We start from the raw sequence: 20,326 nt of genomic DNA on the forward strand, positions 1-20,326 counted from the left end.
TTTAGGAGCGTTTATGGAAGCGGTTGAGCATAAGAATTTGGGCACGATAACCTCTCCCGAGGTTCGGGCTTGCCCGCTTCCGTTTCTCAAAAGGCTGCAAGCCGAGCAGCCGGTATATTATGATGCCGTCGCGGGTGGCTATGTCGTGACGCGTTATGCCGATTGCACCTATGTTTATGACAATTGGGAAATATTCAGCAATCAGGCGGATGTTCTGACGGGGCGCGCTACATCTCCGGTTGCGGAAGAGGCGCGCTGCCGATTTGCTCAGCGGGGTTTTCCGGAAGTTCACACCGTTGCAACATCGGATCCACCGATCCATAGCCGGTACCGGGGCCTTGTCGACAAGGTGTTCACGCCGAGCTACGTGAAGGAAATCGAGCCGGAAATCCGTGCCATAGCCAATGGTCTCATCGACAATTTCATTGGCAAGGGTCAGGCGAATTTCTTTGAGGAGTTCGCGGTTCTCTTCCCAATGTATGTGATTTGCGATCAGTTGGGCATCCCGCGTGAGGACTGGCGGCGGATCAAGCGTTGGTCCGACGTGATGGTCGAGCGCATCGATCCGGTCCTGTCGCCGGAACGCGAGCTTCAGCTCGTCGATGAAATTATCGAGATGCAGAATTACTGCTTCGGATTCCTCAAGAAATATCGCGCCGAGCCACAGAAGAATCTGCTTACCAAATATGCGACGATCGAGGTCGACGGCGCACCGCTTCGCGATGAAGAGGCGGTTTCGCTGGCCTATCTGACGATGGTCGGCGGCAATGAGACGTCGACCAACGCGATCCTTTCCGCCTTCAACATTCTGCTGACGCATGATGGCATGATTGACGCGCTTCGGAACAACCCCCAACGGATCACCGCGTTCGTCGAGGAGACGATGCGTTCGCACTCGCCGGTTCCTGTCATGTATCGCCGCGCCAAGCGCGACGCCAAGATCGGTGACGTTGAGATACCCAAGGGCAGCCTGGTCATGATCTCCAACATCGGGGCCAATCATGACCCGGAGCGGTGGCAGGATCCCGAGGCGTTCGAGATGGATCGAAAGGGTGGCCGCAATCACCTCACTTTTGGTCGCGGGCTTCATTTCTGCCCAGGCGCTCTGTTGGCGAAGGCGGAGCTGCGGATCGCGATCGAGCAGATCATGGAGCGTATCCCAAGCATGCGGCTGTCACCTTCTTATCCGGCGCCGAAATATATGTCTCATGCCTTCGTGCACGGGCTGGACTCGATGCATGTCGTCTTCGATCCCGCGTAACGACAAATGATTCGGGTGAAATGAATATCGGGAGGGGCAAGATGGAATTGCCAGGGTCGGCGGCCCGGCAGCCGGGTCCATCAAATGTCCTTCCCGTCGTCCCCACGGTCGCGCACGGCGTTAGCGTGGGTATCGGGGAATTCGCCGTGGGCTGGCCCTTGCTGATCGGCTGCTTCGCCGGGATCACGATCGGTATCAGCTCTCTCTATTTCTACTCCCTCGGACTGTTCATAAAGCCGCTCGCCGTCGAGTTTGGCTGGAGCAGGGGCGAGGCGTCGTTAGGCGGACTGGCGGGTACGGCCGGCATCGCGTTGATGTCGATTCCGGTGGGCAGGATCTTGGACTTTGTCGGCAGTGTGCCGGTGGCGATCATCTCCCTGCTCCTTTTGGCGCTGGGTTTCTTCGCTCTTGGCACGTGGGTCGATGGTCTAGGGAGCTTCGTGATCGTCAATGGCCTCTTGGCCGTCGCTGCAGCCGGGAGCAACCCGCTCCCTTTCACCCGCCTGATCGTTGGGCGGTTCGAACGCAGCCGGGGGTTGGCGTTGGGGCTGGCGCTGTCGGGAACCGGCCTGGGCGCCATATTGATCCCCATGCTGGTCGGGCCGTACATTGCCGAGTTCGGCTGGCGCGCCGGTTACAGGCTGCTTGCCGTGGTTGTCGCTCTTGCCACTCCATTCATATGGTTGATCCTGCGGCGCTATTCGACCGGCCGGCCGAAATGGGATGCTCCGCAGCCGCTCCGCCTTCTTCTTGCCGACCCAGCTTTGCGGCTGCTGGCGGGGATATTTTTCCTCGCCGCCGTCGCCGTCCTCAGCGCGGTCGTTCAATTCGTTCCCATGCTGTCTGACGCCGGGCTGGATGCCGCGCAGGCGGGCCGTGTGGCGGCGCTCATTGGCTTCTCAGCGATCATCGGCCGTTTGGGTGCGGGCTTTCTGATCGATCGAATCCCGCCCCACAAGGTGGCCACGGCCTTGATGCTGGCGGCCGGACTGGGATTGGCGGGCCTCGCCATCGGGGGAGCGAGCGTCGCGGTGGCGGGAGCGTTGATCGTTGGCCTGGCGGTGGGGGCAGAAGTGGACCTGATATCCTTCTTCGCCGGGCGGCTGTTCAAGCGTGCCGGCTACGGCCAGGCTTACGGCGCGATCTACGCAGCGTTTTTCGTAGGTGGTGCGATCGGACCCGCGCTGTCAGGATATCTCAGGGACTGGTCGGGGGATTATTCAATTGCACTTGGTCTGTCGGCGGCGCTGCTGTTCATTGCTGGAGCGTTGGCTTGGCGGATAGGCGTGCTGCCGGTTAGAAGTTCCAACGAGAATAAGGACTAAGGCTATGGAGAGACCGCTTTACATCCGCGAGTCCGTCGTCGACAAGGCACCGCTGATCGGAACCTGGGCCAGCTTGCCTGCGCCGGCAATTGTCGAGCTGGTGGGCGACGCCGGGTTCGATTTCGTCGTGATCGAAGGCGAGCATGCCGCTTTCGGACGGAGCCAGATCGAGGATCTTGTCCGCGCGGCCGACGCCGCAGGCATACCATCGATCGTGAGAGTGCCGATGGAAGGCAACTGGATCAGCACTGCGCTCGATGCCGGCACGGGAGGCATCATGATCCCGCACGTGGACAATGCCGACCAGGCCCGCGCCATCGTGCACGCCGCACGTTTTCCGCCGATGGGCGATCGTGGGGTCGGCGCCGGCCGCGCCAGTCGCTACGGCATGAACATTGGCCCTTATCTCAAAAGCGCGAATGACGGAATCCTTGTCGCGTTGATGATCGAGTCGGTCGAGGGCGTCCGCAACGCGAAGGAGATCGCGTCGGTGCCCGGCGTTGACGTGCTGTTCATCGGCACCGGCGATCTGGGGCTGTCCATCGCGCATACTCCTGATGCCAGCTTCGACGTCGACGGTGCGATCGAACAGGTGGTCGACGCGTGCCAGTCCGTCGGCTGCACCGTCGGCATGATGGCGACGGACCTTGCGATCTTCGAGAAATGGAAGTCGCGCGGCATGACGTTCATGATGGTCGGCCTTGATGTCATGATGCTCGGCGCGGCCCTGAAGCAGCTCGAGCGTGATGCCCGTGCGATCGGTTGAGCGAAGCGCGGTAATCCTCGCCAATTGATACGATCTTAGATGTCGAGAGGATGAAGTGATGACAAAAGTCAGGCGTGTTGTAACTGCCCATAACCAAAATGGCCGGGCCATTGTCGCGAGCGACGATGAATTGTCCTTCGTGCAGATGCCGGGCATGGCGGGCTGGGGCTGGCTGGACATATGGTCCGCGGACAATCCCCATTTTCCTGATGATGGGAGCCGCAAGCCGGTTTCCTGGATGTTTCCGCCGGTCGGCGCAATGCGTTTCGGCCAAGCGACCATCGCGCCAAGAACCAAGGCGGGGTTTGAGCGGGCTTCGGCAGATGATGCCGCAGAGGACATGCAGAGTTCCATGTCGGATCGGGGCTTCCACCGGTCTGCGACGATAGACGTCATCTTCATCGTGAAGGGCAGTTGCGTCTGTGAGCTGGACGATGGCGAGACGGTCCAGCTCAACGAAGGTGACACTCTCATCCAGAACGGGACAATCCATGCGTGGAGCAATCCCTTCGATGTCGAATGCCAGATGTCCTCGGTGATGATCGGCGCGCGCAACGACCTCGTCGAAGGGCATTGAGCAGTTATAGTCGGGACGGACGCGCAGCCCGTCAGGAGCGGATATGGCCAGACTGGCGAGGCAAAATCGCGCTTGTCACCGACGGCGCGTTTGGGATGGGCGCAGCCATCATCGAAAGGTTCGCGTGGGAGGGCGCCCGGTCGATCGTAGCCGACGTCAATGACGTGGGTGGGTCGGCCGCCGCCGCCGCGATAGGCGACGCGGCGCGCTTCGCCAGATTGGACGTTACCGATCCGGACGTTGGGAATGCTCTGGGCGCCGACATTCGTGAATGGGAAGGCCGACTCGACATCCTGTCATCCTCGTCCGTTCGACCGAATCCGTAACAAGAGCCTATAGTGCCTCCAAGGGAGCGGTCCCTCAACCTTACGCGGGTTGTCCTCTCTACTGCGCGGAGAGGGCCTATCCCATCCGCTGCAACGCCATTCTCCCGGGATTGATCGACACACCATGGTGCGGACTGCGCTCGGCGCGGATGGGGAATTGTCCGAATCTATCCAATCGCTGCTTGAAGAGATCGCTTCGGCTGCGCTGTTTCTGGCGTCCGATGAGGCCAACTACATAACCTGGCCGTGAATAGGGGCAGCATCGCCGCTTAGTTCCATCGACACGGAGCAAGAATGCACAGCGTCACTTGACTTACTTAGCCAATTGACTAAAAATATCCTGGTTGATGGCTAGCGCCTCGGTGGCGCGGCGCGGTAATGATGGCTGCATCCCAGCCGTCCGCTCCACCAAGGGCATATTGCAGGGGGATGTCCGCCCTCTGATCGCATAGTGTGAACGAGGGTCTTTGGCCCTGGCGAGACCAAGAAACGTCGGAGAGAATGATGAAAGAATATGTGTATGTCGTCCACACGAGGCCGCTGCCCGGTCGCGAAGATGACTTCAACAAATGGTATTCTGATGTCCACCTCGCGGACGTTGTCGCGTTGCCCGGATTCGTGGCCGCTCAGCGGTTTCGTATCGCTGATCCGTCCGATCCGAAGTCGCCTGAACGCATTTATTTGTCGACTTATACGATGCGTACCGATGACCCGCAGGCCGCGCTGGATCATATGCATAAGCTCGTTGCGTCAGGCGAGATGTACGTCACCGATGCCGTCGAGATAACCGACGCCGTCGCCCATCTTTATGAAGTCATCACGCCGGTCGTCACGGAAAAATAAGATCGTTCCTAGTTGTCCGGTTAATGAGCTGGCGGACATGTCCGCTGCGGAACGCTTAAGCAAATCAGGAGAGGAGGGGGCTTGAAATGAACAAAATTTCGGTATGCGGATCAATACTCGCCATAACGATGGTGCTGGCCAGCCAGCCCGTGGCCGCGCAAGAACCGTCGGGTGCCGCTTCAGCGACATCCGGCGCCGACCAAGCCGGGGGGCGTGCCCTGGAAGAGATCGTCGTCACAGCGCGCAGAAAAGAGGAATCGGCGCTGAAGGTGCCTGTAGCCGTGACCGCGATCAGCGCCGCCGCGATACAGCGCGCAAACGCGGCGGATCTGACCAGGATTGCGCAGATCACTCCTCAGGTCCAGGTGGTCAATTCCTCAACCGCGGTTGCTTCGTTCATCTCCATCCGGGGCATTGGCGCCGCGTCGAACGACCAGTTCATCGAGCAGAGCGTTCTGATCGACCTCGACGGCATGCAGCTTGGTCGCGGCCGTATCACCGGCTTGGCGATGTTCGACCTTCAACGGGTCGAGGTCATGAAGGGCCCCCAGTCGCTGTATTTCGGCAAGAACAGCCCTCAAGGCGTGATTTCGATCAAGTCGGCCGGCCCGGGTGACAGCTTGTCCGGATATGCGCGGGCCGGCTATGAGTTCTACGCGCGCGAACGGTTTATCGAAGGCGCGATCGGCGGCCCGCTGAGCGACACCCTCGGCGTTCGCGTGGCGGTTCGCGGCGACCAAACCGATGGCTGGCTCAGAAACGCCGCGCCCAGTGGTCCAATCCGCAATCCTCTTGATGCCGTATTCCCGATCGTGCCGGGCGAATATAAGAGCCGTCGGCCGGGGGGTAGCAATGTGGCGGGGCGCCTGACGGTCGCATGGAAACCGTCTTCGCAATTTGACGCGCAGTTTAAGCTGCTGGTGACAGATAGCCATAACGATGGCGATGCGGGTTCGCGAGAGCTCTACTGCGCGCCGGGTGTGACGGCTATCACGGACTATGGCGTGGTCGACCCCTACAGCGACTGCAAACTTAACGGTGTTGTTGCAGTTGGCGGCTTGAGCCCGGACCGCGCCCGGCAAATGACCGGTAATGAAACGCGGGCTTTCGGTAAGGGTAAAAATACGCTTGCAACTCTTACCGCGAACTACACAACCGACCAGTTTACTATAACATCGACCACAGGTTATTATCATTACATCTACAAGGGGATCGATAATAACAATCTGACCACCAACCCGACGGTAAGTGGTCGAAACAACGCTGATAATACGAGCGCCACGCAGGAATTGCGCGTGTCGACCAATTTCGAGAGTCCGTTCAACTTTGTCGTCGGCGGCTTTTACGAATATGGAGATCGGAAGCAGGACAGCATCGCGATGCTGCGGCCGATCGCCGCGGACCCGACTACCGGATTCTACTATCAGATCGCGAACCTGTCTTACGATCGGACCGATGCCTATTCGGCATTCGGCACGGTGAAGTGGGCAATTTCCGACCAGTTCGAACTTTCGGGCGGTGCGCGCTATACCAAGGAAGTCAAAAAATCGAATCGCCAAACGCCTTATCTTGCGGCCGCGTTTGCGGGGCGGTTCGCGCCGGCCGGGACCAATCTGAACGGGCGTTACAAGGATGACGATGTGTCGCCGGAGGCGACATTGAGCTGGAAGCCGGATGCGGGGCAGCTCCTCTATGCAACCTACCGCCATGGTTACCACTCCGGTGGGTTTGCCGCGCCTACGACCTTGTCTCCGGGCGTGAATATGGGGCCGATCGGTTCCCCTCTGACGCTTCAGTACGGCCCGGAAAAAACCAAGGGTGGTGAAATAGGCTACAAGGCGTCGTTGCTGGGCCGGTCGTTGCGCGTCGAACTGGCGGCCTTCCGCTACGATGTGCTGGGTCTTCAGATCACGTCCTTTGACCCTCGCGCTTTCGCCTACTCCATCAACAATGCGGGTAAGGCGCGTACACAGGGGTTCGAGGCATCGGCGGAATGGCGCGCTACGTCCGCGCTCACTCTGCGCGGCGCATTCGGTTATGTTGACGCAAAATATATCGATTACGCCAATGCGCCCTGCACGGCGTTCCAACTGTTGGCCACGCCCACCGGTTGCACCCAGGATTTGAGCGGCCGTCAGTTACCGAGGGCGCCGAAGGTGTCTGCCACCGGCGGTGTGGACTATGTCTTCGAACTGCCCGGCGGTCTGAAGCTGGGCGTCGTTGGCGGCTTCAAATATGCCAGTTCGTCCAACCAGCAGGAAAATCAGGACCCCAATGCCCGACAGAAGGCATATTGGCTGTTTGACGCCGGTATCCGGCTGTTCCAGGATAACAGCGGGTGGACCCTCGAATTGCAGGGACGGAACCTCACCGACGAGCATGTTTCGACCTATTCGCTCGACAAGACCGCCGGCGCTGTCGGGCAATATCAATCGATCCCGCTTCGCACTCGCGAAGTTGCTCTTCAGGTGGGATATAAGTTCTAAGATGACGTTTGGCGCCTTCGGGGGCTGGACGTAACTTCGGGCGTTGCAACGGAGATCCCAGGGCTGACGCCCAAGATCGGAATGATCGGGAAATGAGATGCAGCTCCTTTTGATAAGATGCTACGATAGAATGAAGTGCATGAGTTAATATCGCTATCAGTTAAGGCAGGGGCGAGGTGTTGGATCAAGGTGATCGTTGATACAGCCTCGTCCCCATCCTGTTGTGGCCCCAGTATCGAAGAGGTCTATGAGCAATGCAGTCACAGAGAATGAGCCGAGCCATTGTCCAAACAGGTTCTCGGCAGCTTGAAATGCGTGAATTCCCTTTGCCTCAAATCGGGGAAGATGACGCGCTGCTGAAGGTGGAGGGCTGCGGCATCTGTGGCAGCGACTGGTCGCAATATATCGGTGAATCGGAAGGCTATATTCGCTATCCTATCGTGCCTGGCCACGAGCCGGTCGGCATCATCGCAGAGATCGGCAGCAAGGCGGCGAAGCGGTGGGGCGTTAAGGAAGGCGACAGGGTAGTCATCGACCCGGCGGTCCCCTGTGGATATTGCCGCAATTGCCTCCACGGCGATTACAACGTCTGCAACGGCAAGGATCACATCCCCTATCTTGGCCACGTGCCTGTCGGGGTCAGCGGCACTGCGCTTTGGGGCGGCTATGCCGATTACATGTATCTCGACCCGCATAGTCTGGTGCACAAGATCAGCTCGTCGATACCGGCTGAGCTTGCTTCGCTGTATAATCCGCTGGGTTCGGGCATTTCCTGGGCGGTTCAGCGCCCCGGCACCTCGATGGGTGACACGCTCGTCATTCTCGGTTGCGGGCAAAGGGGGCTGTGCTCGGTCATCGCGGCCAAGAATATCGGCGTATCGTGCATCATCATCACCGGGCTGAGGCGCGATGCGGCCAAGCTGGCGCTTGCCAAGGAGTTCGGCGCCGATCACGTCATCATCGCCGATGAGACCGATGTGGTGGAAGAGGTCCGCAAAATCCTGCCCAAAGGCGCCGACGTGGTGCTCGACACGACGCCGAACTACTCGAAGTCGGTCAACCATGCGGTTGCGATCGTCCGGCCCAATGGGACAATTGGTCTGGCGGGGACGCATGGCTCGGACTTGGTGTCAGGCCTCAAGTCCGACCTTATCGTCCGCAACAATCTGACGATCATCGGGATGGCGGCCGTTCCATTCCGGACGACGGAAATCGCCGTGCAGCTCATCGAGTCGAGGCGTTTCCCGCTGGAAAAGATGCATACGCATACCATCCCGCTCGAACAGACCGAATATGCGCTTCAGTTGCTCGCCGGGAAAATCCCCGGGGAGTCGGCGATCCACATCATGATCGAGCCTTAGGCTGAGGATCGATTGATTGGTTGGCGAGGGCGTGACTCAGGCTCCGTGAGGAGACTGATGATGAGCGACCGATACTGGCTGACGGATGAGCAGATGGCCCGGCTTGCGCCTTATTTTCGCAAGAGCCACGGCAAGCCCCGAGTTGATGACCGATGCGTGCTAAGCGGGATCAGCTTCGTCAATCGCAATGGGTTGCGCTGGCGGGATGCACCGCGAGAATATGGGCCGTACAAGACATGTATAATGGTTGGAAACGAGCGGGTGAAATGGGCGTTGTGGATCGGCCCGGAGACGGGACTCGCTTAGATTTCGGCCAAGCCGCTGGAAGTGAACGAAAAATGCCACGGCGCTGGGGTCCCGATCGGTGCCGGTCGAACCCCAGCAATATCTCTTTTTCGCACGTTATTTCAGATAGTTGTGCTGTACAAAGGCAGGGCTGCGCTTCGGCGCCGATCCACGATCCAGACACTCCGGGAGGCCATGGCCGCCATGCAGGGTAGAGGGGGAACCGGTGCGGCAGGAAGGTTGCCCTGCCAGTTGCCGACGATTGTGTTTCACGGTGACAAGAACCGGGCCGTCCATCCTTCCAACGCAGCCGGATTTTTGGGCAATCTGGAGTGTGCAGGCGTCGGCCCGCTAACCTCTCGGTCCACCAGTGGACGTTCGGAGGGAGGCCGGCACCTCACACAAAGAACCTGTCAAAATCGCACCGGCACGATTCTTCTGAAGGACTGGACGGTCCATGGCAGCGGCCATGACTGGTCGGGTGGTAGCGCTCTGGCCACTCATACAGATCCCGCAGGTCCGGACGCCTCATGTGAAATGCTCTGTTTCTTCCTCCAACGGCGCCGCGTTGGATAGGTGCGGATACCAGTCGTCTTTTCGCAAGCGGATTGAACAACCGCACCCCATCGCGATGGCCATTCACCAAGGCTTCTATAAATCATGGGAGAGGCTGATGCTGATGGCTCTCAATAATGTCACAGCATAGCATGGTCCGTCGGAAGGTAGCCCATTCTCGGCAGTGATATCGGCCTTTACCTGCGCTGCATCATCAATGATTTCGATGGCTTCCGCGGTGCTGAGGCCTCCTTTTGCGATAAGGCCATGGATCAGGCTTTCGACCAGAAGGATTGCTGCTTCACCATGCGCGCCCATGGCAGGCAGGCGCCCTGTTTCTCGCGCGCGATCTTGATCGCTTCTATCGTCGGCCACGACTCATCTCCGTCAGGCGAGAGTATTGCTCCCCCAGCCGCCGGAGCCTGAAATAGGGGCCGACGATCCTTTCATATTAGCGGGAATAGCAAAAAAAACCATTATCGATATTAACTTTCGACTATAATATTGAACAATATCATTTTTGACAGTCCTGTGGGACGGTGTCGGATGAGCAACCGCTTTATCGACAAATTGCGCGGGTTTGTTCCGCTGAGCCAGAATGATGTGGATGTCCTTGCTGGGGCCACCTCACGCTCCAAGGATATTCCTGCCCGACGCGACCTCATTCGGGAGGGGGACCGGCCCGGTCCCGTATTCGTCGTACTTGAAGGTTGGGCATGCCGGTACAAGGTCTTGCCCAGCGGTACCCGGCAGATCCTAGCCTTTCTGATGCCCGGAGACTCATGCGATCTCCACGTTGGCCTGTTGGCCCAGATGGATCACAGCATCCAGACTGTTGGACCGGCCCGTGTCGCCACGATCGAGCGCGGCGAGATGGATGCGATCATGGACCAGCATCCACGCGTCGCCAAAGCCATGTACCTCGCCCAGCTCATCGATGAGGGGACGATGCGCGCCTGGATTACCAGCATGGGCCGCCGCACGAGTATCGAACGGGTGGCGCATCTGATGTGCGAACTTTATCTGCGCGCCCGCAACATCGGCTTGACCAGCGAGCGTCATCTGACACTACCCCTGTCGCAGATATTGCTGGCGGATTCGCTCGGCATGACTCCCGTTCATCTCAATCGGGTGCTGAAGGAATTACGGCTCAGGGGGGCCATGTTACTTCAGCGCGGAAGCCTGCATATCGCTGACCCAGACAAATTGGTCGAAATAGCCGGCTTCGATGAAAATTATCTCCATCGGCATTTGCGAGAATCAATCATGTCGATGGAGAAGACGGGCAGCCGATGACCAAGATCATTCAAACCGATAAAGGGTCTTGGCGCAGGCAATTTGTTGTTTAAATGGAATATTGATCAAAAAGACTCGGACTATCAGCTCATTCTGAAATTTTTAAAAAGTGGCTACAGTCTTATTGGTGGCTGTAACAATATAATTTTCACCATTCTTTTTAATGATTAAATAGTTTTTTCTAATATAGATCAATTTTGATTGGAAATTAAAGCAATCCTTCCTGCAAAATGTCAGCTATACGAGTCGAGCGACCCGAAGGCTCAATTAGATGCCTTCCCCTGGACCCAGTCATTTGCGTGGCTGGGTCTTTTTTACGCATTTATCAATATTGGCATCGAAACCGAAACTATTGGCAGCAGGCGCGGGCTACTGATGAGCGAAATTTTGCAGCCGCGTTGGAGGGCGGCTCACCCCAAAAGGTCGCGAAGCCAAAAATCACCCTCGGCCTTTGATGACCGAGGGTTATGGGTGCGGGGATGGCGGCGCTGTGACTTATGACAGACCAGCGGGCGCACGATATAGTGACCGCTCGCGTTCGATCTCCTCGGTCGTGTAGGCGGGAGCATTCTCATCGAAACTATCCCAGCCGCTTTGCCGGTACGCTTGACCGCGCGCGGCTGCATCGACAGAGCGATGGCGCTGGAGAATGGCTTCGGCCTGGGCAGCCCGATCATCGGGCACCTTCGCGCTGACCAACGTGCCGCCGCGCCGGACACCTTCCGAATAGACCTGCGCTTCCTCGTCACTATGGCCGGTATGCTTGAGGGCCCCGACGATACCGCCGGTTACAGCGCCGCCCGCTGCCCCAATACCGGCACCTGCCGCAGTGGAGGCAAGCCACCCCGCCGCAACGATCGGACCAAGGCCCGGAATAGCAAGCAGGCCCAGGCCCGCGAGAAGACCTCCTGCACCTCCCAGAACTGCACCTGTCGATGCGCCCCGCGTGACATCGCCATCGTCATTGACGCCTTCATGATCATGCTCTGAATGGCTTCCGTCAGCGTTGTTGGCAACGATGCTTAAATCGTCGTGGGGAATGCCCAGTTCTTCCAGATCGCGCACGGCGTTCGATGCATCATTATAATTATCGAACAGACGAGTGATGGTCTTTGACATGATTTCTCTCCTTGTGAGGCTTCAACGCGTGGTTATGTTGCCCTTGTAATCGAGCATGACCATCTTCTTCTTTCCGTTCTTGACAGCCGCCCCGTGCCAAAGTCCATTTTGCTTGGTGAGCTTTCCAACCTTTACATAACCCGCTTTCCCCAACCGCCCGCGAGCCTGGCTTTCGGTGAAGGAATTGGCTCCCTCCGCAGGTGCCGTAAGCGTGTGAGGTGAGCCATCCTTGATGGCTGGATTATGGGACCCTGCTTGCGGGCTTTGTGCGCCCGCGCCGGTCGCAAGAAGCGCAGCCGCGGAAATGGCGGCAAATTGTCGCATCATTGAATCTCTCCTGATGATTGTAAGGAGCGCAACGGTTCAGGACGAACAACGGACCCATAGGTTACTAAATTTAATGTTCCCTAGCGTGGGGGGCGGGGATTCAAAATCTTAATGATCCAGATTAACATCGGTGATTATCCGCAACCATGAATGATTGCAGGAGTTCTTGCCTGCGACTAGCCGGCGTTGGGATAGTAGTGGCCGAAACAATCCGGTCCGCTTTCCTCATGCCGGCGGGGGAAAATACCATATGATAAGGATGACCTCATGGCCAAGAAATCCACTCTGCCTCCGTCCTCCGCAGCTTTGCCGGGGAAAGTGGCACCGTCCGGCATAGCGGGCGCCGATAGCGGCGGAGAATCGCTCCAAAAGGCCTCATTCCTGCCCGATGATGCGGCTATTTCCTTCTCCTATGGCGAACAGCAGGGCCATGGCGGTGAAACCCACCAGCTTGCCGACGGCGACATCCCAAGCCTGACGACGCAACAGGGCGCGCCGGTCGCGGACGACCAGAACAGCCTGAAGCAAGGCGCTCGTGGCCCGACGCTGCTCGAGGATTTCCATTTCCGCGAAAAAATCTTCCATTTCGATCATGAGCGCATTCCCGAACGCGTTGTTCACGCGCGCGGCTATGGCGCGCACGGCTTTTTCGAGCTGACCGACAGTCTCGCCGACGTCACCCGCGCCGACATCTTCCAGCGCGTGGGTGAACGCACGCCGGCCTTTGCGCGCTTCTCGACCGTGGCGGGGTCGAAGGGTTCGTTCGATCTCGCCCGAGATGTGCGCGGCTTTGCCGTCAAACTCTACACGCAAGAGGGCAATTGGGATCTGGTCGGCAACAATATCCCGGTCTTCTTCATTCAGGACGCGATCAAATTCCCCGATCTGGTCCATTCGGTGAAGCCCGAGCCGGACCGGGAATTTCCGCAGGCAGCATCAGCGCACGACAATTTCTGGGACTTCATCAGCCTCACGCCGGAGAGTTTCCACATGATCATGTGGACTATGTCCGACCGGGCGATCCCCCGTTCCTTCCGGACGATGGAGGGCTTTGGCGTCCACACCTTCCGGCTGCTGGATGCAGAGGGACGGTCGACTTTCGTCAAATTCCACTGGAAGCCCAAACAAGGGTTGCAATCGGTCGTCTGGAACGAGGCGGTCAAGATCAACGGCGCCGACCCCGATTTCCACCGCCGCGACCTGTGGGATGCGATCAACGGCGGCGATTTTCCCGAATGGGAATTGGGCGTGCAACTGTTCGACGATGATTTTGCCGACAGCTTCGCCTTCGATGTGCTCGACGCGACCAAGATCATCCCGGAAGAACTGGTGCCGATCCGTGTCGTCGGCCGGCTGGTGCTCAACCGGGTGGTCGATAATTTCTTCGCGGAGACCGAACAGGTCGCCTTCTGCACCCAGAATGTGCCGCCGGGCATCGATTTTTCCAACGATCCGCTGCTGCAGGGCCGCAACTTCTCCTATCTCGACACCCAAATCAAAAGGCTGGGCGGACCGAACTTCACCCATATCCCGATCAATGCCCCCCAATGTCCGATGGCCCATTTCCAGCAGGATGGACATATGGCGATGCGCAATCCCAAGGGCCGCGTGAACTATGAGCCCAACAGCTGGGGCGCGGCGCAGGGCGGTCCGCGCGAGGACGCAGTTCGCGGCTTTACCAGCTTTGCCGAAATTGCCGACGGCCCCAAGCAGCGCGTTCGCTCCGACAGCTTTGCCGACCATTATAGTCAAGCGCGACAGTTCTTCGTCAGCCAGACGCCGATCGAGCAGAAGCATATCGGCGACGCGCTGGTGTTCGAGCTATCCAAGGTCGAGCGGCCGGACATCCGCTCGCGCGTGGTGTCGCATCTGCTCAACATTGATGCACCCCTGGCCGCGACGGTGGCCGATGGGTTGGGGCTTCCTCTACCCGATCCGGCGGTCGCCGCGCGCCAGCCGATCATGGACCTGCCCGCATCCGCTCCGCTCAGCATCGTCAAAAATGGTCCCGACAGCTTCAAGGGGCGTAAGCTGGGCCTGTTGCTGAGCGATGGCGCCGACGCCGCGATCTTCCAGGCGCTGCTGGAGGCGCTCGAGGCCGAGGGCGCGGTCTATGAGGTGATTGCGCCCAAGATCGGCGGCGTGACATTGACCGATGGCCAGAAGGTGGCAGCCAAGCACAAGATCGACGGCGGCCCCTCTGTCCTGTTCGACGCCGTCGCGGTTCTGGTGTCTGCTGATAGTGCCGCGCTGCTGGCGCGGGATGCCGCGGCCAGAGATTTCGTCACCGATGCCTTTGCGCATTGCAAATATATCGGCATCGGCGCGGAAGCCGAAGCGATCTTCTCCGCCGCAGGGATCGCGGACAATCTGGACGACGCTTGCCTCCCGCTCGGTAAGGCAGGCGATGCCGGGACTTTCGTCAAGGCTTGCCGGGCGCTGCGGTTCTGGCCGCGCGAGTTGGAAGTCGATCTCGACGCGTGACTTAGCGCCGGAGCGGCGTTCGCTGGGCCAGATCGTTCCGGATAGTGGTCGCGGCGACGCCGCCTTCGCCCATCGCGTGACTGATCTGGCCCAGACCCAGCACGACGTCACCGGCCGCGTAAAGACCCGGAACATCCGTCCGCTGATGCGTGTCCACCATGCGACAGCCCTCCGCTGAAAAATCGGAGCCGACCTGGGCCGCCAGCTCCGAATGAATATCCGACCCCACTGCGCAACGAACCCGGCGTCACGTCGCTCCGCTAGGCAATCTGTCCGTCCTGCGGGCGGGCGCTATGGCGGGCGGCCTGATCGCGCATCCGCGCCAAGAGACCAGGGCCGAAATCTCTTCGGGAAACCGGGATGATCGCGGGTAAGCGGAATCATCCCCGCACGACTGTCGCCAATCCAAAATGTTCAGCGGGCCTGCGCCATCAATTCGGCCTTGCGTTCGGCTAGTTTCACGCCCAGCGCCTCGAGGTCGAGATCGCTGGACCGGCTTTCCGGGAACATCTCCTTTTCCTCTTCCTCGACATGATGGTCGATATATTCGCCGAGCACGGTCACCTTGGCATCGAACAGCCGATCGGCAGCCTTCATGGCCTGAATTTCGGCGATCAGTTGCTTGGCACTGGCATGTTCGACTTCCGCCTCATCGAGCAGGTCGTCGTCGTCGATCGCGACGCGAGCGGCGGGATAGTAGATTTCCTCCTCGATCTGGGCATGAATCGTCAGCGCCCGGCAAATCTTGTCGGCCAACGCCTGCTTCTCGGTCTCATCCTTCAGACCTTCATATTGCTTGAAATAGGTTTTTACTTCCTTGTGATCGGCTTTTAGCAGGCTGATCGCATCGGTGGGGGGCGCCACAGCCCGTTCCGATTTGCGGGCCGGCTTAGAGCCGGGCTTGGTTTGGCGCGATTTCGTCGCGGTCTGGGGTGAAGCCATATTCATTCTCCTGAGACAGGCGGCGCGAGTGCGCGTCTGTTAGATTTACGAACTCGTGACCATCGAACGAAGATCCGAACGAACCGCAAAATTAACTTCGCTCAGTATGATTGTGCAGAACCTCCCTCACGCTTTTCCGATGAGTGGAGAAAGGCAGCCTTGCCAATGGAGAATGAAAGCCTAATTATTGTGCAGTGCAGCAAGATGGTCATAGCCACGCCTGTGCAGGCCTCCACCATCAAAGGATACTGCAATGCGTACCCTCTCGGACACGATCTCCCGTCTCGCGGCGCTTCGCCTCGCCTCCAGCCACGTGCCCGACGACCATGGACGCCTGAGCGAACTGACGGATTTCGGATCCAACCCCGGCGATCTTCGGGCGCGGACATATATTCCCGAACATCTGGATGACGATGCCGCACTGGTGGTCGTTCTACATGGCTGCACGCAGACGGCGGCAGGATATGATATCGGATCGGGCTGGTCGCAGGTCGCTGATCGCCATGGATTTGCGCTTCTTTTCCCTGAGCAGCAGCGGCAGAACAATCCCAACCTGTGCTTCAACTGGTTCTCCCCGGAGGATAGCCGGCGGGACTCTGGCGAAGCGCTCTCGATCCGGCAGATGATCGCGACGATGGCGCGGCGGCATCGGATAGACCCCACGCGGATATTCGTGACAGGCCTGTCAGCAGGCGGCGCCATGACGGCCGTCATGCTGGCGACCTATCCCGAACTGTTCGCGGGCGGAGCGATCATCGCCGGACTGCCCTATGGCTGTGCCCGCACCATTCCAGAAGCGTTCGACCGTATGCGCGGCCATGGCGTCCCTCCCGAAGCCAAGCTTGCCGCGCTGGTCCGGGGCGCCTCCGACCACGCCGGTCCCTGGCCGACCCTTTCCATTTGGCACGGAAGCGCGGACGCAACCGTGAATCCGTCCAATGCCGGAGCGATCGCCGCCCAATGGCGCGCCTTGCATGATGTTGAAGCCGACCCGGGCCAGGTCGAGCGGAGGGATGATTATGTCCGGCGTGCCTGGTCAGATGCAGAGGGTCGCGATGTGATCGAGGAATATCGTATCGCGGGCATGGGCCATGGCACGCCGCTCGACACCGCGGGCGAGGATGGCTGTGGAAGGAGCGGCGCTTATATGCTCGAAACCGGCATTTCTTCGACCCACCGCATTTGCGCGTTCTGGGGTCTGATAGGGGATGCCGTTGAGCGGGATCGTGGGGTCACAACACCGCCTGCGACGCGAGCGCCTGTCCCGTCGCTTGCATCCGCGCAGGCTTCGTCACCCCCGCGCAGCCATGAAGAGCGCATCCATGTCCGACCCACGGTCGCGACCGGCGTGCGCAAGGTGATCGAGGATGCGCTGCGCGCCGCCGGGTTGATGCGTTAAGGCATCATGCAGCTTCGCATCCGCCACCTCACCACCTACCGCTATCGCGATGCGGTGATGCTGCAACCGCATCACCTCATGCTGGTGCCACGGGGAACCCATGATCTGAGGGTTCTCAAAAGCGCGATCCATCTTACGCCGGCCGCGGAACTGGAATGGGCGCAGGATGTGTTTGGCAATCTCGTCGCGACGGCGAGCTTCTCGACGGCCGCGGACAAGCTCAGCATTTCGGCCGACATGGTGGTCGAGCAGTTCGCTGCACCCTGGCCTATATATCGGATTGCGCCGGGCGCCCATTCCTACCCCTTCAGCTATTCGGAGGAAGATGTTGCCGATCTTGGCGCCCTGCTCCGCCCCCAGCATGCCGACGATGAAGGCCGACTGGGCAACTGGGCTCGCGGCTTCGTCGCGGGGGCGCCAACAGACACGCTGTCGCTGCTCAAGGACATCAACGCCGGCATCTGCGATGCGATAAGCTATCGCCTGCGGGACGAGGAGGGGACGCAGTCGCCGTTGGAGACGCTGGCGATGGCAAGCGGGTCATGTCGCGACATTGCGGCGCTGTTCATCGAGGGGATTCGCCATCTGGGCTTTGGAGCCAGAGCGGTTTCGGGGTATCTGTTTGATCCCGATGTTGGTGTGCACGATCCTGGATCGACACATGCCTGGGCAGAAGTCTATCTTCCGACGGCAGGTTGGATCGCGTTTGATCCCACACACCGCCGCGTCGGCTCGTCTAACCTGATTGCCGTGGCCGTTGGCCGGTGCAACAGTCAGATCATGCCTATCCGCGGCGGCTTCTCTGGCGCCCCGGACGATTTCCTTGACATGGGCGTTCGCGTGAGCGTCGTGCCGCTCTGAAGGGGCGCAGGAAGGATCCATGCCCAACGCCGCTCTTTACATCCAGATACTGGCGGGCCTCGGTGCGATCATATTGATGACGGCCTGGGTTCCGATGATCATGCGGAAAATGCCGCTCTCGCTGCCAATCTTCTGTGTCGGGTCCGGCGCAGCCTTGTTCACGCTGCCAGCGTTGCACCCCTTTGCCGTTCATCCGCTACAATACCCGATCGCTGTCGAACGCCTGAGCGAACTGGTCGTGGTGGTTTCACTGATGGGCGCCGGCCTGAAGATCGACCGGCTCATCGGGCTTCAGCGCTGGGCACTCACCTGGCGTCTTCTTGCAATTGCGATGCCGATCACGATCCTGCTGGTCGCGGCGCTCGCCTCGTCCCTTCTGGGTCTGGGAATTGCCGCGGCAGTGTTGATAGGATCAAGTCTCGCGCCGACCGACCCCGTGCTGGCCAGCGACGTTCAGGTCGGCGCGCCCGGCGAGGGTGAGGAAGGCGAAGCCCGCTTCGCGCTCACATCCGAAGCGGGACTGAACGACGGGTTGGCCTTCCCCTTCGTCAATCTGGCGATTGCCCTGACAGGCCTGTCGTTCGGGGCCGAAGAGTTCGGGCGCTGGCTGCTGATCGACCTGTTCTGGAAACTTCTGGTCGGGATCGGCATGGGCTATGTCATTGGCAGGGTGCTCGGTCACCTGACCTTCCACCTTCCCAATGTGGCCAAGCTGTCGCGAACCGGCGATGGTTTCGTCGCCCTCGGCGCCGCGCTGTTTGCCTACGGGCTGACACAGATGGCTGGCGGCTACGGCTTTCTTGCTGTGTTCGTCGCAGCGCTCGGCCTTCGTCATGCCAGCCGTGACCACAGCTACCAGCATCGGCTGCATGCGTTCGCGGAGGAAACCGAACGCCTGCTCATGATGATGCTGCTCGTCCTGTTCGGCGGCATGGTCATGCATGCCGGCTTGCTGGCAAGGCTGGATGCCCGGATCATTCTTTTCACCTCCCTCACCATCCTTGTCGCGCGTCCGCTCGCCGGCTTCATCAGCCTCAGCGGATCGCAGATACCCAGGCGGGAAAAAGTCGTGATCTCTTTCTTTGGAATTAGAGGAATGGGCACGATCTATTATCTCGCCTTCGCACTCAATCAGGCTGATTTCCCCGACCCGGCGAAGCTTTGGAGCATCGCTGCCCTGACGGTGCTTGTTTCGATCCTGCTGCATGGCATCACCGTCACCCCCGCCCTGCAGTTCCTTGATAAATGGCAGGCGCGGCCGAAGGCCGATGCTGGAAGGCCACCCTCAATGTGAGGAAGCAAGCTTCTCCGAGGACATTCCGGCATTGCTGGAATGGAGGCTTCTTCCAAACAAGTCGTTAGGTGGCCTGACCGTTACATGCTACCATGGCGTATTACGGCTCAAATCATCCAGACAGGCCGTGGCTGAGAGACAAGAGCGCTCCCGTTTGGTGAGGAGAGCGAAATGTCCACATCGCAAGATCATTCATCTTTGTCCTTTCGACAGCGCGCAAGACAGGCCGACGTAGAGCGACAGGGGCTTGCCCTCGGGGCAGAGCGAGAACGCGCACGTTGCGCGGCTTCGGTTTCGCAAGACCGCGAACGCCAACTGGAGGGCGCGATAGACGACTGGGAAAATGAGGGAGGCACGGCATTCGGTATGCCTCCGTCAAGGCCCCGTCTCCTGCGCAAACTTACCACTCTCCAACTGTCCGCCGACCTGTTTCGCGACGACACGTTGATGCGGGCCGTCACTCTGAACGGCCTGCTGGTCCTGATCGCGGGAGGAGCGGTGATTTTGTGGCTGAACAATTGACGCCAGCGCCCTCAAGCGCCGCATTTGGATCATGGAAAGAGGCATCATGAATATATCCCAGAACAGCGTTGGCCTGGCGGTTTCACTGATACAGGCACAATCTCGCCTGCCGTCTGTGCCGGCAAGCGAACTGATAAAATTACAGCGGCTGGAATGTCTGCTCACGACTGCTCGCGACAAGCTTGCGCGCGGGGGAGCGCTGTCCCGGGCCGATATGCAACGCCTCAACGGCGCCCTCGACGACCTGCAAGCCACGTGAGCGTCGCTGGCGGGTCGCGTGGTGAAGAAGGACCGGCG

At 59.5% G+C, this 20,326-nt stretch carries 19 protein-coding genes and 2 pseudogenes; 16 read left to right on the forward strand and 5 right to left on the reverse strand.

Annotated features, from left to right (window positions below; genetic code table 11):
• The first annotated feature begins 13 nt into the window (after positions 1–13).
• The 9 genes and pseudogenes from HUK72_RS26360 to HUK72_RS26400 form a co-directional block, all read left to right on the forward strand.
• Positions 14–1,261, forward strand: coding sequence for a cytochrome P450 (locus tag HUK72_RS26360; protein ID WP_176599401.1), 1,248 nt, complete (start codon positions 14–16; stop codon positions 1,259–1,261).
• Positions 1,262–1,419: 158 nt separating this feature from the next.
• Positions 1,420–2,586: an MFS transporter gene (locus HUK72_RS26365; RefSeq protein ID WP_218036300.1), complete on the forward strand. Its 1,167-nt coding sequence runs from the start codon at positions 1,420–1,422 to the stop codon at positions 2,584–2,586.
• 4 nt (positions 2,587–2,590) lie between these two features.
• A complete protein-coding gene (locus HUK72_RS26370; protein WP_176599403.1) occupies positions 2,591–3,352 on the forward strand; it encodes an HpcH/HpaI aldolase/citrate lyase family protein in 762 nt (253 codons plus the stop codon).
• Positions 3,353–3,410: 58 nt separating this feature from the next.
• On the forward strand, positions 3,411–3,929 hold the full coding sequence (locus tag HUK72_RS26375) for a hypothetical protein (RefSeq protein ID WP_176599404.1): 519 nt from the start codon (positions 3,411–3,413) through the stop codon (positions 3,927–3,929).
• On the forward strand, positions 3,872–4,255 hold the full coding sequence (locus HUK72_RS27565) for an SDR family NAD(P)-dependent oxidoreductase (protein ID WP_255326033.1): 384 nt from the start codon (positions 3,872–3,874) through the stop codon (positions 4,253–4,255). Before HUK72_RS26375 ends, HUK72_RS27565 begins: the two co-directional genes overlap by 58 nt.
• 501 nt (positions 4,256–4,756) lie before the next feature.
• Positions 4,757–5,098 (forward strand): DUF4286 family protein, encoded by a 342-nt coding sequence (locus HUK72_RS26385; RefSeq protein WP_176599406.1) that lies wholly within the window; start codon positions 4,757–4,759, stop codon positions 5,096–5,098.
• A gap of 86 nt (positions 5,099–5,184) precedes the next feature.
• A complete protein-coding gene (locus HUK72_RS26390; protein WP_176599407.1) occupies positions 5,185–7,584 on the forward strand; it encodes a TonB-dependent receptor in 2,400 nt (799 codons plus the stop codon).
• 311 nt (positions 7,585–7,895) lie between these two features.
• Complete coding sequence (locus tag HUK72_RS26395) at positions 7,896–8,945, forward strand: zinc-binding dehydrogenase (protein ID WP_218036301.1); 1,050 nt, start codon at positions 7,896–7,898, stop codon at positions 8,943–8,945.
• Positions 8,946–9,005: 60 nt separating this feature from the next.
• Positions 9,006–9,229, forward strand: a pseudogene (locus HUK72_RS26400) (transposase); the annotation flags it as partial.
• A 652-nt stretch (positions 9,230–9,881) separates the two neighbouring features.
• Here HUK72_RS26400 and HUK72_RS26405 read toward each other — a convergent pair.
• Complete coding sequence (locus HUK72_RS26405; protein WP_176599409.1) at positions 9,882–10,160, reverse strand: hypothetical protein; 279 nt, start codon at positions 10,158–10,160, stop codon at positions 9,882–9,884.
• Positions 10,161–10,331: 171 nt separating this feature from the next.
• Between HUK72_RS26405 and HUK72_RS26410 the strand changes: the two genes are divergently transcribed.
• The gene (locus tag HUK72_RS26410; protein WP_218036302.1) at positions 10,332–11,081 is read left to right on the forward strand and encodes a Crp/Fnr family transcriptional regulator; all 750 of its coding nucleotides are present in this window, start codon (positions 10,332–10,334) and stop codon (positions 11,079–11,081) included.
• Positions 11,082–11,576: 495 nt separating this feature from the next.
• On the opposite strand, the gene HUK72_RS26415 is transcribed toward HUK72_RS26410, so the two are convergent.
• Together HUK72_RS26415 and HUK72_RS26420 are read right to left on the reverse strand one after the other, a co-directional pair.
• Positions 11,577–12,200, reverse strand: coding sequence for a general stress protein (locus HUK72_RS26415; protein ID WP_176599410.1), 624 nt, complete (start codon positions 12,198–12,200; stop codon positions 11,577–11,579).
• A 21-nt stretch (positions 12,201–12,221) separates the two neighbouring features.
• Positions 12,222–12,527 (reverse strand): hypothetical protein, encoded by a 306-nt coding sequence (locus HUK72_RS26420; protein WP_255326034.1) that lies wholly within the window; start codon positions 12,525–12,527, stop codon positions 12,222–12,224.
• Between the two features lie 267 nt (positions 12,528–12,794).
• Between HUK72_RS26420 and HUK72_RS26425 the strand changes: the two genes are divergently transcribed.
• Entirely contained in the window at positions 12,795–15,011 is a 2,217-nt protein-coding gene (locus tag HUK72_RS26425) for a catalase (protein WP_176599411.1), read from the forward strand.
• Position 15,012: 1 nt separating this feature from the next.
• Here the strand turns inward: HUK72_RS26425 and HUK72_RS26430 are convergent.
• Both HUK72_RS26430 and HUK72_RS26435 read right to left on the reverse strand, forming a co-directional pair.
• Positions 15,013–15,243 (reverse strand): annotated as a pseudogene (locus HUK72_RS26430) (FAD-dependent oxidoreductase); the annotation flags it as partial.
• A gap of 182 nt (positions 15,244–15,425) precedes the next feature.
• Positions 15,426–15,953 (reverse strand): hemerythrin domain-containing protein, encoded by a 528-nt coding sequence (locus HUK72_RS26435; RefSeq protein ID WP_176599413.1) that lies wholly within the window; start codon positions 15,951–15,953, stop codon positions 15,426–15,428.
• A 253-nt stretch (positions 15,954–16,206) separates the two neighbouring features.
• On the opposite strand from HUK72_RS26435, the gene HUK72_RS26440 reads away from it, so the two are divergent.
• From HUK72_RS26440 to HUK72_RS26460, 5 genes are all read left to right on the forward strand, one after another.
• Positions 16,207–17,352, forward strand: coding sequence for a PHB depolymerase family esterase (locus HUK72_RS26440; RefSeq protein WP_176599414.1), 1,146 nt, complete (start codon positions 16,207–16,209; stop codon positions 17,350–17,352).
• A 6-nt stretch (positions 17,353–17,358) separates the two neighbouring features.
• Entirely contained in the window at positions 17,359–18,213 is an 855-nt protein-coding gene (locus tag HUK72_RS26445) for a transglutaminase family protein (RefSeq protein WP_176599415.1), read from the forward strand.
• A 19-nt stretch (positions 18,214–18,232) separates the two neighbouring features.
• A complete protein-coding gene (locus HUK72_RS26450) occupies positions 18,233–19,507 on the forward strand; it encodes a sodium:proton antiporter (protein WP_176599416.1) in 1,275 nt (424 codons plus the stop codon).
• Between the two features lie 171 nt (positions 19,508–19,678).
• Entirely contained in the window at positions 19,679–20,029 is a 351-nt protein-coding gene (locus tag HUK72_RS26455; protein WP_176599417.1) for a hypothetical protein, read from the forward strand.
• 31 nt (positions 20,030–20,060) lie between these two features.
• Positions 20,061–20,288, forward strand: coding sequence for a hypothetical protein (locus HUK72_RS26460; RefSeq protein WP_176599418.1), 228 nt, complete (start codon positions 20,061–20,063; stop codon positions 20,286–20,288).
• Positions 20,289–20,326: the final 38 nt, after the last annotated feature.

It is taken from the genome of Sphingobium sp. 15-1 (genome assembly GCF_013375535.1).
In the GTDB taxonomy this organism is placed as follows: domain Bacteria; phylum Pseudomonadota; class Alphaproteobacteria; order Sphingomonadales; family Sphingomonadaceae; genus Sphingobium; species Sphingobium aromaticivastans.

Excerpts from the sequence above, each read along its gene's own strand:
- HUK72_RS26360 (WP_176599401.1), top strand. The coding sequence starts at position 14 with ATGGAAGCGGTTGAGCATAAGAATTTGGGCACGATAACCTCTCCCGAG.
- HUK72_RS26370 (WP_176599403.1), top strand. The coding sequence starts at position 2,591 with ATGGAGAGACCGCTTTACATCCGCGAGTCCGTCGTCGACAAGGCACCG.
- HUK72_RS26375 (WP_176599404.1), top strand. The coding sequence starts at position 3,411 with ATGACAAAAGTCAGGCGTGTTGTAACTGCCCATAACCAAAATGGCCGG.
- HUK72_RS27565 (WP_255326033.1), top strand. The coding sequence starts at position 3,872 with ATGCCAGATGTCCTCGGTGATGATCGGCGCGCGCAACGACCTCGTCGA.
- HUK72_RS26385 (WP_176599406.1), top strand. The coding sequence starts at position 4,757 with ATGATGAAAGAATATGTGTATGTCGTCCACACGAGGCCGCTGCCCGGT.
- HUK72_RS26390 (WP_176599407.1), top strand. The coding sequence starts at position 5,185 with ATGAACAAAATTTCGGTATGCGGATCAATACTCGCCATAACGATGGTG.
- HUK72_RS26395 (WP_218036301.1), top strand. The coding sequence starts at position 7,896 with ATGCGTGAATTCCCTTTGCCTCAAATCGGGGAAGATGACGCGCTGCTG.
- HUK72_RS26410 (WP_218036302.1), top strand. The coding sequence starts at position 10,332 with ATGAGCAACCGCTTTATCGACAAATTGCGCGGGTTTGTTCCGCTGAGC.
- HUK72_RS26415 (WP_176599410.1), bottom strand. The coding sequence starts at position 12,200 with ATGTCAAAGACCATCACTCGTCTGTTCGATAATTATAATGATGCATCG.
- HUK72_RS26420 (WP_255326034.1), bottom strand. The coding sequence starts at position 12,527 with ATGATGCGACAATTTGCCGCCATTTCCGCGGCTGCGCTTCTTGCGACC.
- HUK72_RS26425 (WP_176599411.1), top strand. The coding sequence starts at position 12,795 with ATGGCCAAGAAATCCACTCTGCCTCCGTCCTCCGCAGCTTTGCCGGGG.
- HUK72_RS26435 (WP_176599413.1), bottom strand. The coding sequence starts at position 15,953 with ATGGCTTCACCCCAGACCGCGACGAAATCGCGCCAAACCAAGCCCGGC.
- HUK72_RS26440 (WP_176599414.1), top strand. The coding sequence starts at position 16,207 with ATGCGTACCCTCTCGGACACGATCTCCCGTCTCGCGGCGCTTCGCCTC.
- HUK72_RS26445 (WP_176599415.1), top strand. The coding sequence starts at position 17,359 with ATGCAGCTTCGCATCCGCCACCTCACCACCTACCGCTATCGCGATGCG.
- HUK72_RS26450 (WP_176599416.1), top strand. The coding sequence starts at position 18,233 with ATGCCCAACGCCGCTCTTTACATCCAGATACTGGCGGGCCTCGGTGCG.
- HUK72_RS26455 (WP_176599417.1), top strand. The coding sequence starts at position 19,679 with ATGTCCACATCGCAAGATCATTCATCTTTGTCCTTTCGACAGCGCGCA.
- HUK72_RS26460 (WP_176599418.1), top strand. The coding sequence starts at position 20,061 with ATGGAAAGAGGCATCATGAATATATCCCAGAACAGCGTTGGCCTGGCG.